We start from the raw sequence: 13,551 nt of genomic DNA on the forward strand, positions 1-13,551 counted from the left end.
TTTCCCCCTTGCTCTTTCCTTTTTGTTATAATGAAAGAAAATAAAAAGGAGGCCTAACAATGGCTATTAAATTCTCAAAAACAGATGATCTTGATAAAATGTTTGAAAATTTTGCGAGTTTTCCGGATGTAGAAAAGAAAGTAGAATTTCCTGAAGAGAAAAAGAAGGCAGAAACTGCTACAACTAAAGAATCAAAGAAGGCTAAGTAATGACATTCTTTCAACACCTTCCCTCTAGCGTCTTGCAGGCTGGGGCTATTTTTCTCTCGATTATTATCGAAGCCCTACCGTTTGTCCTAATCGGAAGTATCATTTCAGGGATTATTGAGGTCTATATCACCCCCGAGAGGGTCTACCGCTTTCTTCCCAAGAATAAATTTGGGCGGATCTTCTTTGGGACATTTATCGGCTTTATCTTTCCTTCCTGTGAATGTGGGATTGTTCCCATTATCAATCGCTTTCTAGAAAAGAAAGTCCCAAGTTATACTGCTGTCCCCTTTTTGGTGACAGCACCTGTCATCAATCCCATCGTTCTCTTTGCGACCTACTCAGCCTTTGGGAATTCTGTCAAGATGGCCCTCTACCGAGCCCTTGGTTCCCTACTGGTCGCAACGGTGCTAGGGATCTTTCTTGGTTTTATTCAAACAGATTCGATCCAAAAAGAACATCGTAAGGCTGTACATGAACATGATTTTAGGAACTTGAGCAAAGGTCAGAAGCTCTTCCAAGTCTTGGTGCAAGCCATTGATGAATTCTTTGATACGGGACGTTACCTGGTATTTGGTTGCCTCTTTGCCAGCCTCGTCCAAGTCTATGTCCCAACACGGATCCTCACTTCGATCAGTGCGACACCGGTTATTGCTATTCTCCTTCTCATGGTCTTGTCCTTTCTCCTCTCACTTTGTAGCGAGGCGGACGCCTTTGTTGGATCCTCTCTTCTAACAAGTTTTGGAGTAGCGCCTGTTCTTGCCTTTCTGGTGATTGGGCCTATGCTTGATGTCAAAAATCTCCTCATGATGAAAAATTATCTCAAGACCCGTTTCATCTGGCAATTTATCGGGATTGTGAGTGGAGTTGTGCTCCTTTATGCTTGGTTTGTGGGGGTAGTGCTATGATTCGTTTCTTGATATTAGCTGGCTATTTTGAGCTCACTATGTACCTGCAATTATCTGGTAAGCTCAATCAATACATCAACTTACACTATTCTTACTTGGCTTATATTTCCATGTTCTTGTCCTTTGTTTTAGCTCTTGTGCAGCTGATCATCTGGGTCAAGCAGATGAAGATCCACAGTCATCTCTCTAGCTTCTGGGCAAAAGTGGCGAGTATTTTCTTGCTCTGTATTCCTTTATTTGTCGGGCTATTTTTCCCTACAGTGACACTGGATTCCCAAACAGTCTCTGCCAAAGGCTACCACTTCCCGGTTGCTGCTGGTTCTTCCAAGGAAATCCAGCAGGACGAAGGAACAACTACCCAGTATCTCAAACCAGATACTAGTAGCTATTTTACCAAGTCAGCCTATGAGTCAGAAATGAAGCAGGCGGCAAAAAAATATGTTGATAAAAAAGTGATCCAGGTGACCACTGAGAATTACATGGAAGTCATGGAAGTGATTTATGATTATCCTGACCAATTTGCAGGAAAGACGATCGAGCTGACCGGTTTTGTATACAATGACCCCAATAACAAGGACAGCCAATTCCTCTTTCGCTTTGGGATCATCCACTGTATCGCAGATTCCGGAGTCTACGGTCTCTTAACGACAGGTGCTCCGCAGCATTTCGAAAACAATACTTGGATCCATGCGAAAGGAACCTTGTCCATTGAATACCACAAGCAGCTCAAACAAAGCTTGCCTGTCCTCCACATTAGCGATTGCCAGACCATTACGAAACCGGATAATCCTTATGTCTACCGCGTATTCTGATGGAGCTTCTGTTGTAGATCCAAACACCTTGTAACCGTTCAAGCTAGAATCCACATTGATTCTAGCTTTTTCTATGCTTTCCTCTCAAATCCTCTAATCCAAGCGGAAAATATTCGGAACAACGATTCCATCAAAGAAATCTTGTAGATTTTATGGTAAAATATGGTTAATAAAATAGGAAATAGGTACTTAAATGTCTTCAAAAGTTATTGTAACCATTTTCGGGGCCAGTGGAGATTTAGCTAAGCGCAAACTCTACCCATCCCTTTTTAGACTCTATAAATCAGGAAATCTATCTGAAAACTTTGCGGTTATCGGAACAGCCCGCAGACCATGGAGCAAGGAATACTTTGAATCAGTCGTGGTAGAATCCATCACAGATCTGGCAGATAGCCCTCAACAAGCTCAAGAATTCGCTAGTCATTTCTACTACCAAAGCCACGATGTCAATGATACCGAACATTACATCGCCCTGCGCGAATTGCAAAACAGCTTGGATGAAAAATACCAAACGGAACACAACAAGGTCTTCTTCTTGTCCATGGCTCCTCAATTTTTTGGAACCATTGCTAAACACCTAAAATCAGAAGGGATTGTAGATGGACAAGGTTTTGAGCGCCTGATCGTTGAAAAACCTTTTGGTACAGACCTAGAAACGGCTAGTCAGCTCAACAAGGAATTGGAAGAAACCTTTGATGAAGAACAAATCTTCCGGATCGACCATTATCTTGGAAAAGAAATGATCCAAAATATCTTTGCCATTCGTTTTGGAAATCTTATTTTTGATAATCTTTGGAACCGAGATTTTATTGACAATATCCAAATTACCTTTGCTGAACGCTTGGGGGTTGAAGAACGCGGTGGCTACTATGATCACTCAGGGGCCCTTCGGGACATGGTGCAAAATCATACCCTTCAGCTTTTGTCATTGCTTGCCATGGATAAACCAGCTACCTTTACTAAGGATGCGATTCGGGCAGAAAAGGTTAAAGTTTTTGAGCAATTGCACAATCCAACAGATGACGAATTAAAGAAATTCTTTATCCGTGGTCAATACCATTCAGGTACGATCGAAGGGAAAAAAGATATCTCTTATCGCAGTGAGCCCAATGTCGACCCTGAATCTACTACGGAGACCTATGCTTCTGGTGCGTTCTTTGTTGATAGTGAGCGCTTCCGCGGTGTGCCTTTCTTCTTCCGTACCGGAAAACGCTTGACCCAAAAAGGAACCATGGTCAATGTGGTCTTCAAGCAAACCGATTCCATCTTTGGACATAGTTTGCAACCAAATGTCTTGACCATTTATATCCAACCAAACGAAGGTTTCTCATTGAGCATCAACGGAAAAGAGGTCGGAGAAAAATTCAGTATCGCACCGATTTCCTTTGACTACGAAACAGATGCGACCGCAACTGGGGCTTCACCAGAGCCTTATGAAAAATTAATTTTCGACGTTTTAAACAATGACTCAACCAATTACAGCCACTGGCACGAAGTCCGTGCTTCATGGCAATTGATTGACCGGATTGAAAAACTATGGGCCGAAAATGGAGCACCGCTCTATGAATACAAGTCAGGATCCATGGGACCAACTGCATCCGATGATCTCCTTGCAGACTACGGAACCGAGTGGGTTTGGAAACCTGAACCTAAGAATTAAGGAAGGCCACCTTCGGGTGGTTTTTTTGATAGCGCAAGGAAACAAAAAGACAAATTGTTCTTCCAACAATTTGTCTTTTTCTATTTGACTCTTAAATCAAGCCTTCCAAGAGACCTCTCATGAAGTTTTCTGAGTGGAATGGTCCGATATCATCAATCTTTTCTCCGAATCCAATCAACTTCACTGGAATGTCCAACTCTTCACGGATCGCAAGGACGACCCCACCTCGAGCTGTTCCATCGATCTTGGTCAATACAATTCCTGTCACAGGTGTAATTTTTGAAAATTCTTTTGCTTGCACCAAGGCATTTTGACCGGTTGATGCATCAAGGGCCAGTATGGTTTCATGCGGTGCATCAGGTACCACACGCTTGATAATCCGGCCGATTTTTTCAAGCTCTGCCATGAGGTTGTCCTTGTTTTGCAGACGACCAGCTGTATCAATCATCAGAACATCGATGTTTTCAGCGATCGCGCGTTCCATTCCATCAAAGACGACGCTAGCAGGATCTGATTTTTCAGGACCTGTTACAACTGGAACATCTACGCGGCGTCCCCATTCTGCCAGTTGAGCCACTGCTCCTGCACGGAAAGTATCTGCTGCAACCAACATGACTTTCTTGCCTTCTTGTTTGTAGCGGTGGGCTAACTTCCCGATAGAGGTTGTTTTACCAACTCCATTGACCCCAACAAAGAGCATGACCGTGAGACCATCTTGAAAACGAATGGCTTCATTAAATTGGCCATCCTTTTCATACAAGTCCACTAATTTTTCGATGATCACGCGCTTGAGAGCATCTGGTTTTTTGGCATTTTCCAAACGGGCTTCATAACGCAACTCTTCGGTTAAATTAGAGGCCACTTGAACCCCAACGTCACTCATGATCAAGAGTTCTTCCAATTCTTCAAAGAATTCTTCATCAACTGAACGGAAATTAGCAAAGAAGGCATTGAGACGTGCTCCAAATCCAGTCCGTGTCTTTTTCAAGCTACGATCGTATTTTTCCTGAATGGTTTCTTGCTCTGACTCAACCTCGTCTGGAATTGGCTCTTCTGCCTCTTCAACAGTTCTTTCTTCAACTGCTGATGCTGCTTCTCCTTGAGGAAGTCTGGACTCGGCTTCTGCTACTTCTGAAGTTTCCTCCACTTGAGCGATCTCTTCTGATACTTCAGGTTCTGGGACCTCATCCTGAGCTTCTACTAGTTCTAGAACCTCCTCTTCTGTCGTGCTCCCTTCTACTAGCTCAGCTTCAGATGATGGAGAAGCAATTGGTAACTCTTCTTCCATTTCTGAACCGTTAGCCCCATCTGCTTCCTCACCATTTTCAGTTTCTTCCGCTTCCATTTTCACTTCTTCAAGAGGCTTAGTCTCCTCCGTGTCATCAGCTAGTGGTGAAACTTCTTCAGGACTTGCTTCTGTTTGAGCAGGTTCAAAGACCACTGGAGACTCCTCTACTGGTACTTGGTCTTCATTAGTCTCTGATGTCACTTTTTCTTCTACAAGAGGTTCCTCTGCCGGCTCTTCTTGAGCGACGGTTAAAACAGGTTGATGAGTGGCTGCAATTCGCGCTTTAAGCTCTTGGTAGTAAGCCTCCATATCAGCGATTTTTTGCTCTTCCTTGTCATTTAAGGTAGCCGCCGGCTCCTCTTTGACAGTTTCTTCAACCTTCGTACTGTCCGTCACTTCTTCAGAAGACGGAAGTACTTTTTCAGTTTCTTCTTTTTTTCCAAATAAACGATCAAATAATCCCATTTATTCACTCTCCTTTAGCACATAATTTTCAATTGCCCATGCGACGGCATCCTGGTCATTGGTCACAGGGGCCACAAGCGCTGCAACTTCCTTCACTGCTGGAATCGCATTGCCCATGGCAACCCCCAGTCCAGCCCACTGGATCATAGACAGGTCATTGGCTTCATCTCCACAGGCCATGACTTGATCTGCCTTAAGACCCAAAATAGCTGCCAGTGCCTCTAAACCTGTCGCCTTGTGAACATTTTTAGGGCACCATTCCAGCAACATTTCCCGAGATTTAAAAATTTCATAGTCTTGAAATAACTCTGGCTTGATCTGCTTTATCGCTACATCTAAAAAGTCTTGATCGACAGCTGTCACACACTTGTTGTAGGAAATCGTGGATGGTAGGTCTTTTAAATCTGTCTCAATAAAGTTCAGGTAGGGATTGTAAAGGGAATAGAGAGACTTTCGTTCTGCATGAATCTCATAAACCGTTCCCTCACTGATAGCATCCAGCGGAAGGCCTAGACGGGCGGTTTCATCATGAATGGTTGCGACATCTTCTGGTGCCAAGACAACTTTTGAGAGGATTTCTCCATTATTTCGCTGCACTAGACCACCGTTGAAGGTAATCGTATACTCTTCTTTGAGGCCTGCTGTTCCCAATTCTTCCAAAAGAAAATCCATGGCTTTCAAGGGGCGACCAGTGGTTAGAACCACCTTGACACCTTGGGCCTGTGCAGCGCCGAGGGTCGCTCTATTGCGAGGGGAGATCTTTTTTTCTGAATTGAGAAGGGTCCCATCTAAATCCAGCGCAATCAAGGAAATCTGACTCATACAATTTCCTCCATGTAGCGGAGGACAGAACCCGTCGCATGGTGGCCGATGACTTTTTCAGCAATCGCTAAGATTTCAGGACGTGCATTTTCTGGCGCTACAGGATGGCCCACGACTTGCATCATATGGAGGTCATTTAGGTTATCTCCAAAAGCCATCACCTGATCCATCGAGATCCCTAGTTTATCCACTAAGGCGGTAATGGCCACTCCCTTATCGACATAATCGAGGACAATATCAATCGATTCAAAACCTGTCGTCATCGCTTTGACACCGGGGATATTCTCAGTGACCCATTGCTCACCTTCAAGCACAAGAGCTGCATCAAAGTTGGTGGTCAATTTGAAAATTTCATCCTGAATATCCGCTAGGCTTTTCACTTTTTGAATATTTTCATTGTAGTTTTGACTCAAGGCCAGATAGTCGGGATCTACTGTTTCTAAGACATAGCTTCCTTTTTTCCCAGTCAAAAGCAGTTTATTAGGGTCTGCATAAGGGGAGGATTTCAAAGCTTCAAAAACACTCAAATAAAAGTCTTTGGACATGGTCGCTTCGTAGAGATCTTCTCCATGAAATTCTACCACACTACCATTTTCAGCAATGAAAATCATCTGGTCCTCAAATCCTTTAAAGAGGGATTTGAGAGAAAGAAGGGCACGGCCACTTGCAGCAGCAAAATAGATGCCTTTTTCTTTGCAGCTTGCTAATACCTTGCGTAAAAGGTCTTGATCGTACTGATGTTGGTCATTTAGAAAGGTTCCATCCATATCCGTAGCGATCAATTTAATATCATTATTCTTCATTTTCTAAGTCTTTCAATTTTACTGAGACGATTTTAGAAACCCCAGATTCTTGCATGGTCACACCATAGATGGAATCAGCAGCCGACATGGTTCCCTTCCGGTGTGTCACGACAATAAATTGGCTTTCCTTATCAAAGCGGTTCAAATAATCCCCAAAGCGCTTGACATTGGCCTCATCTAGGGCAGCCTCTACCTCATCCAGAATGACAAATGGAATGGTCTTGACACGAATAATCGAGAACAAGAGAGCCAAGGCAGACAAGGCCTTTTCTCCACCACTCATGAGGTTTAAGGATTGGATCTTTTTACCAGGTGGCTGCACAGAAATCTCAACACCAGCTGTCAGAAGATCTGGCTCTGTCAGAATCAAATCAGCAGAACCCCCACCGAACATTTGACGGAAAGTGACTTTAAAGGATTCACGAATGGCTTCAAAAGTTGATTTAAAGCGTTCCTTGACTTCGTCATTCATGTCGTTGATAGTAGACAGAAGCATGTTTTTCGCAGCCAAGACATCCTCCCGCTGGCTTGAAAGGAAATCAAAGCGCCCCTTCACCTCGTCATACTGCTCAATCGCATCCACATTGACTGGACCAAGTGCCTTAATATCTTTTTCGATGCTCTTGAGCTGGTTTTCAGCTGCTGCAAGATTTTCAACAGGTTTGGCCTGCTCTTTGGCTTGGTCAAAGCTTTGCATGAATTCATCGGTAATTTGCGTTAAGAGCTTGTTCAAACGATCCGCATGCTTTTCACGTGTCGCTTCAGCCTTGGCTTGTTGACGAATCCACTCTTCGTTTTTCTTGCGAGTTTGTTCCATCTGTTCTGCAACATCTTCGGCCTGGCCTTCCAAATCATCCAGCTCAAAGCGTTTCCGAATGACTCCTTGTTCCAAGTCCGTTTTCTTGGCTTGGGCCTGCATCAATTGATTGGCTAGCTGCTCCACATCCACTGTCTGAACTTGAGCCTCGCCTTGTTCAATCAGCAATTGCAACTGATGCTCTTCTACTTCCAACTGGGAGATCGTTTCTTCCAAGCGACGAGCATCTGTTTGCTCATAGCTTTGTTGGCTCTTACATTCCGTCTGTTGAAGTCGCAATTCTGCTAATTGCTCTTGCAAGTTTTGTATCTTTTGTTGCAAGACATCTTTGTCCGACTTCATGGTTTCAATGTCGCGATTTAAGTTTTCTTTTTGAAGCTCAATTTCTGCCAATTGCTCAGTAAGGGACTCCAGCTCTTCTTGGAGAGATTGGGTCGCATCTGTTGCCAATTCTGACTTCAAAGCTTCTAAGAGTTCCTGAATTTCTTTCAGCTGCTCTTGGCTTTGTTGGTAGGCCAATTGGGCCCGCTGTTGTTCCAGACGCGCTTGTTCACCTTGGCTTTGAATAGAGGCCAGGTATTCTTGCGCCTGCTTGAGCAGATTGTCCTTGGTCTCGACCTCCTGCTCAGCTTCTCTCAAACGAGCATCCAGAGCTTGCATTTCCTGCTTCAAACTATCCAATTCTGGTTTGACAAAGACCGTATTTTGGGAGCGATTGGCACCACCGGCATACGATCCTCCGGTCCGCAATTCGGTCCCATCCAAGGTCACCATCCGAACTTGATAGTTGACTTTACGAGCCGCCTCACGCGCATGCTCCGTCGTGTCAAAGATGGCCGTTACTCCAAGCAGGTTTTGGAAAATCTGTTCAAAACGATGCTCATAGGTCACTAAGTCACTCGCAATTCCTAGAAATCCTGCACTTGCTTGAATCAATTCCAGATTCCGAGGGGATAGTTGACGGGCTTTGATCGTCGTGAGCGGAAGGAAGGTTGCCCGTCCCAAGCGATTGCTTTTCAAGAAATCGATCGCTCGAGTTGCGACCTTTTCATCCTCGACAATGATCTGTTGGTCGCTAGCTCCCAGAGCAATTTCAAGCGCCGTCTGGTAGTCTTTTGAGAAACTCAAATTCTCACTAACAGCCCCACAGATGCCTCCTAACCGTTCTGCTTCTTGTAAGACACTCTTGACGCCTGCATAGAAGTTACTATGGTTCTTCTGAATAGCTTCCAAACTATTGATTCGCGCCCGCTTATTCTTGCTCTCATCCATCAAGTCAAACATGGCCGCTTGAGCCTCTTGGTAGGCAGCTTTGGCCTGCTCCACTTTTACCAATTGCTCTTGGTATTCTGCTAATAGGCCTTTGACCGTCGCTTGGGCCTGATCCAACTCTTCCAATTGTCGGACTTCTTTTTCCTTGGCAGTTTCAAAGTTTGTTTGTGCCTTGGTCAAATCCTCTTGACGATGGCTTGATTCTTGCAGGAGTGCCTGGATCCGGCTCTCAATGGCTGTCCGCTCATTCGATTTTTCAGCCTCCGTCTGCAAGAGCGCGACATACTGCTCGCGTAGATGCTCAATGACTTGTTCCGGATCTTCTTCGTAGTTGGCTAATTCTTTTTCCAACTCTTCTTGTTGCTGACGGTTCTCTGTCAGTCTTTGTTGAAGCACAGCTAGCGTCTCTTGTTTTTGAGCCAGCTCTTGTTTCGCTTCTTCCAGACGGGCCAAAATAGCATCCAACCGCTCAAGATTTTCCTTGCGACTATGGGCCGCTTGACTCGATTGCAACTTAGCTACTTCGATTTGCTTTTCCAAATCACTGATCAAACGAGTGACCTCAAGCAAGCTCGCCTGGTCCTCAGCTAAGCTCTCATCCAACTGATGACGGGCTTTCTTGATGCGTACATTCTCTTCTTCTAAGACCTGACGACGTTGGTAATAAGAGGCCAACTGTTCTTGAATAGCTTTTTCTTCTTGATCAGCCTTTTCGTAGAGCTCTTTTGTCAGATCGACTTGAGCGACCAAAACATCCAGCAAGAGAACCTGCCGTTCTTGGTCTAATTCCAAGAAACGGCGAGCGACCGTTGCTTGCTTTTCAAGAGGTTGGATCTGTCCTTCTAATTCATAGAGGATGTCTTCCAGACGGTCCAAATTCTCCTGGGTCTGATTAAGCTTAGTCTCCGTTTCCTTGCGCCGCGTCTTAAATTTCAAGACACCGGCAGCTTCTTCAAAGATAGCCCGGCGTTCTTCCGGTTTGGAGTTAAAGATCTCCTCTACCCGACCTTGGGAGATAATGGAGAAGGAATCACGTCCCAATCCCGTATCCATGAACAAATCATGAACATCTCTGAGACGTACTTTCTTACCATCGATCTTGTACTCACTGTCTCCTGAACGATAAATATGCCGTTCGACACGAATTTCTTTCCCTGCCTGTTGGATAAAACCATCCTGGTTATCTAAGACAACTGTGACACAGGCATAATTCAGCGGTTTACGCGATTCTGTCCCTGCAAAGATGACATCGGGCATCTTGCCCCCACGTAGACTCTTGACACTGGATTCCCCCAGGGCCCAGCGCAAGCTCTCCGTGATATTTGATTTTCCAGATCCATTAGGCCCTACAACGGCAGTGACCCCTTTGTCAAATACGACTTTTGTCTTATCCGCAAAGGATTTAAAGCCTTGGATTTCAATCTCTTTTAGATACATGGGCCATCATACCTCGTTTCAACTGCATTGCGGGCTGCTTCCTGCTCCGCTAACTTCTTGGAACGACCATGACCACGTCCCATCGTTTGACCGTTCACGAACACTTCTACTTCAAACTCTTTCGCATGTGCAGGACCGGACTCGCTAACCACTTGGTATTGGATCTCCACATCTCCGTGAACCTGTAACAGTTCTTGCAGGCGGGTCTTGTAGTCAATGACCTGAGAAAATTGACCCGTTTTAACCTTTGGAATCATGACCTGATAGATGAAGCGTTTGACTGCTTCCACTCCTTGATCCAGTAAAAGAGCACCTAAAAAGGCTTCAAATAAGTCTCCAAGAATCGTATCACGGTCCCGACCACCAGATTTTTCTTCGCCCTTGCCCAGTTTGATGAAATGGTCAAATTGGCAATCCCGAGAAAAGCCAGCCAAACTCTCTTCACGGACAATCATAGAACGGAATTTGGACAAATCTCCCTCCGGTCTGTTGGGGTGTTCCTTATACAAATATTCGGAAATAACTAATTGAAGAACAGCGTCTCCTAAAAATTCCAAACGTTCGTTATGTGAAATTTTTAAGAGGCGGTGCTCATTGGCATAAGAGGTGTGCGTAAAAGCGGTATCTAATAAACTGCTATCTGAAAAAACGATCTGAAACCGTTCCGATAACAGGGCTTGTAATTTCTCCATGGGAAGCCTTCTTTCTAATAAATTTATACTCTTAAGTATACCAAAATTTTAATACGATTACCATTAGATATCCATTAGATACAGCTAATTGCTTTTACTATATTTTAGGTGTATTTAGATATCGAGCGAATAAGTTGCATATCACGTTTTGTAAGTTTGCTCCATGAATTTTAAGTTTCTTCAACTTTCGCATTTCTATATCTTACCAACTTAATGCCCACTTCTTATAGTGAATTTTATTTCTTTACCTCGTTATTATTTCATTCCCCTTCGTTATTTGATATAATTAAAACAAAAGAGTTTGGGATTGAAATAATAATAAGGAGTATTACTATGAAAATAGGAGTTATAAAACCCAGTCTTTCAAAGAGTTTAAAAGCTCGGACAACATCGAAATTAAAGAGACAGGTTAAACGAGCAATCATTCCAACATACGGCCAAAAAGGGACAGGCCTTATTAAAGATCCTAAACGTGCAATATACAATAAGGTATATAACAAAACCACTGTGGATGCTTTCAGCAGTGTTAAGAAAGGAAATATAAATTACCAACGAACAAATCGTGGTCTTTATACATATAGAGGGGCAAAGGTATATCCAGCTTCTTCTTGGTATTTTCCTGTAGGATTATCTGCATTTTGTAGCCTTTTATACTTTACCATTAACCCTGTTATCGCTTGTATTTTTTTGATTATCACACTCATTCTCTTTGTTAAGAAAATAAAAAATAATCCTTTCAAGACGCAAAAGGATATACAAGAAATGTTAGAAAAGATAACTGAGTTAGAACAATGATATAATAGATACATATCACAATAATAGATATTTAATAAAAGATGGATCAACTCTTAAATATACTTTAATCATATTTAAGAGTTGATCCTTTTATAGAAAACTAAAAATCCTAAAGTAGATCGCTTATTAAAATTTCTTGAAGCGTAGTCAACGCACCAAAACCCTTGATACACAAGGGTTTTTTCTTTTATACAAAAAAAGAAGCACGAACGCACTTCTTTTCCTAGTTCTAGGGCCTGATTTCTCCATTTTTAATCAGGATCTTCGTCTGTTGGATTTTCAGGCTTATTAGGGATCACTTTTAAGAGATAAAAGGTGATAAAAATCGTCAAAGCCCCTAAAGCAAGCTTCACCCAAATAATCGGGGCCAGATAGATCGAAATGCCCATCAGGATGTAGATCTGAAGAAGGATCCATTTTTTCCGTTCTTTGGCAATCGATTTGGTCTCTCGATAATCCGATACATAGGTTTGATAAAGCTTGGTTTGGTAGAGCCAAGTTTCAAAGCGTTTGGAACTTTTAGCAAAGCAAGCCATAGACAACAGTAAAAAGGGAGTCGTCGATAAAATCGGTAATGGAATCCCAATAATTCCTAATCCCAAAGACATAAAACCAATCGTAAGATAAACAAGGCGCATTTACTTCTCCTTCACACAATACAAATTTCGAACCTTTTCAGTAAACAAAAAAATAAAAAACCTACATCTATATTTAAAAAAGGAAGCAACTAACAAGGTGACAGTTGCTTTTCTCTATTTTATATCTTCGTCAAAGGGGTCGCGGTATCTGGCGAGGTATCTAACACCTCAAAATCATGGCCGACAGCTAGATCTGCTCGAGCCAGTTGATTCTCCATGGTCATATGAGCCAATTCTTTAATATTGTTCTCTTTTGACAAATGCCCCAGATAAATCTTCTTGGTGCGATTTCCCAAGGTTCGGATCATGGCATCGGCACCATCTTCGTTAGAAAGGTGGCCTAGGTCTGACAAGATCCGCTGCTTCAAGCGCCAAGCATAAGAACCTGCTCGAAGGATCTCTACATCATGGTTGGACTCAATCAGATAGCCATCAGCATCCGCGACGATGCCTGCCAAGCGATCACTCACATAGCCCGTATCCGTCAGCATGACGAAGCTCTTTCCATCCTTCATAAAGCGATAGAATTGAGGGGCAACAGCATCGTGACTGACCCCAAAACTTTCAATATCGATATCGCCAAATGTCTTGGTCTTCCCCATTTCAAAAATGTGCTTTTGAGCATCATCGACCTTTCCTAGATACTTGGTGCCTTCCATAGCCTTCCAAGTTGCTTCATTAGCATATAGATCCATGCCGTATTTCCGCGCTAAAACACCCACACCATGGATATGGTCTGAGTGTTCGTGCGTAATCAAAATGGCATCTAAGTCTTCTGGTTTGCGATCAATTTCAGCCAATAGTCCCGTAATCTTTTTCCCTGATAGCCCTGCATCAATAAGCAGTTTTTTCTTTGGCGTCTCAAGGTAGAAAGAATTCCCACTAGAACCTGAAGCTAAAATACTATACTTAAATCCCTCTTCTGTCATTGACTCC

12 protein-coding genes are annotated in these 13,551 nt (G+C 43.3%); 5 read left to right on the top strand and 7 right to left on the bottom strand.

The window, feature by feature from the left end:
• Positions 1 to 59 precede the first annotated feature (59 nt).
• The 4 genes from AB4X21_RS07380 (at position 60) to zwf (ending at position 3,586) form a co-directional block, all read left to right on the top strand.
• A complete protein-coding gene (locus AB4X21_RS07380; protein WP_173018942.1) occupies positions 60 to 209 on the top strand; it encodes an SPJ_0845 family protein in 150 nt (49 codons plus the stop codon).
• Complete coding sequence (locus AB4X21_RS07385) at positions 209 to 1,114, top strand: permease (protein WP_003005412.1); 906 nt, start codon at positions 209 to 211, stop codon at positions 1,112 to 1,114. The genes AB4X21_RS07380 and AB4X21_RS07385 overlap by 1 nt, the downstream gene beginning before the upstream one ends.
• Entirely contained in the window at positions 1,111 to 1,926 is an 816-nt protein-coding gene (locus AB4X21_RS07390; protein WP_134974107.1) for a TIGR03943 family protein, read from the top strand. Before AB4X21_RS07385 ends, AB4X21_RS07390 begins: the two co-directional genes overlap by 4 nt.
• 193 nt (positions 1,927 to 2,119) lie before the next feature.
• Positions 2,120 to 3,586, top strand: coding sequence for a glucose-6-phosphate dehydrogenase (gene zwf, locus AB4X21_RS07395; RefSeq protein ID WP_320910533.1), 1,467 nt, complete (start codon positions 2,120 to 2,122; stop codon positions 3,584 to 3,586).
• 91 nt (positions 3,587 to 3,677) lie between these two features.
• On the opposite strand, the gene ftsY is transcribed toward zwf, so the two are convergent.
• Genes ftsY through rnc form a run of 5 tightly spaced genes read right to left on the bottom strand, consistent with a single transcriptional unit; the run spans position 3,678 to position 11,182 of the window.
• Complete coding sequence (ftsY, locus tag AB4X21_RS07400; RefSeq protein ID WP_369087740.1) at positions 3,678 to 5,339, bottom strand: signal recognition particle-docking protein FtsY; 1,662 nt, start codon at positions 5,337 to 5,339, stop codon at positions 3,678 to 3,680.
• Positions 5,340 to 6,161, bottom strand: a complete 822-nt coding sequence (locus AB4X21_RS07405; protein ID WP_369087741.1) for a Cof-type HAD-IIB family hydrolase — start codon at positions 6,159 to 6,161, stop codon at positions 5,340 to 5,342. It abuts the gene before it with no gap.
• Positions 6,158 to 6,964 (bottom strand): Cof-type HAD-IIB family hydrolase, encoded by an 807-nt coding sequence (locus AB4X21_RS07410; RefSeq protein ID WP_369087742.1) that lies wholly within the window; start codon positions 6,962 to 6,964, stop codon positions 6,158 to 6,160. The genes AB4X21_RS07405 and AB4X21_RS07410 overlap by 4 nt, the downstream gene beginning before the upstream one ends.
• On the bottom strand, positions 6,954 to 10,490 hold the full coding sequence (gene smc / locus AB4X21_RS07415) for a chromosome segregation protein SMC (RefSeq protein ID WP_369087743.1): 3,537 nt from the start codon (positions 10,488 to 10,490) through the stop codon (positions 6,954 to 6,956). The genes AB4X21_RS07410 and smc overlap by 11 nt, the downstream gene beginning before the upstream one ends.
• Positions 10,481 to 11,182 carry a ribonuclease III gene (gene rnc / locus AB4X21_RS07420; RefSeq protein ID WP_320910529.1) on the bottom strand — a complete coding sequence of 234 codons (702 nt, stop codon included), beginning with the start codon at positions 11,180 to 11,182 and terminating at the stop codon, positions 10,481 to 10,483. The genes smc and rnc overlap by 10 nt, the downstream gene beginning before the upstream one ends.
• Positions 11,183 to 11,515: 333 nt before the next feature.
• Between rnc and AB4X21_RS07425 the strand changes: the two genes are divergently transcribed.
• Positions 11,516 to 11,977 (top strand): hypothetical protein, encoded by a 462-nt coding sequence (locus AB4X21_RS07425; RefSeq protein WP_320910528.1) that lies wholly within the window; start codon positions 11,516 to 11,518, stop codon positions 11,975 to 11,977.
• Positions 11,978 to 12,228: 251 nt separating this feature from the next.
• Here AB4X21_RS07425 and AB4X21_RS07430 read toward each other — a convergent pair whose 3' ends face one another.
• A complete protein-coding gene (locus AB4X21_RS07430; RefSeq protein WP_320910527.1) occupies positions 12,229 to 12,615 on the bottom strand; it encodes a YbaN family protein in 387 nt (128 codons plus the stop codon).
• Between the two features lie 119 nt (positions 12,616 to 12,734).
• Positions 12,735 to 13,544 carry an MBL fold metallo-hydrolase gene (locus AB4X21_RS07435; RefSeq protein ID WP_369087744.1) on the bottom strand — a complete coding sequence of 270 codons (810 nt, stop codon included), beginning with the start codon at positions 13,542 to 13,544 and terminating at the stop codon, positions 12,735 to 12,737.
• Positions 13,545 to 13,551: the final 7 nt, after the last annotated feature.

This window comes from Streptococcus sp. CP1998 (genome assembly GCF_041026655.1).
Classification (GTDB): Bacteria; Bacillota; Bacilli; order Lactobacillales; family Streptococcaceae; genus Streptococcus; species Streptococcus dentalis.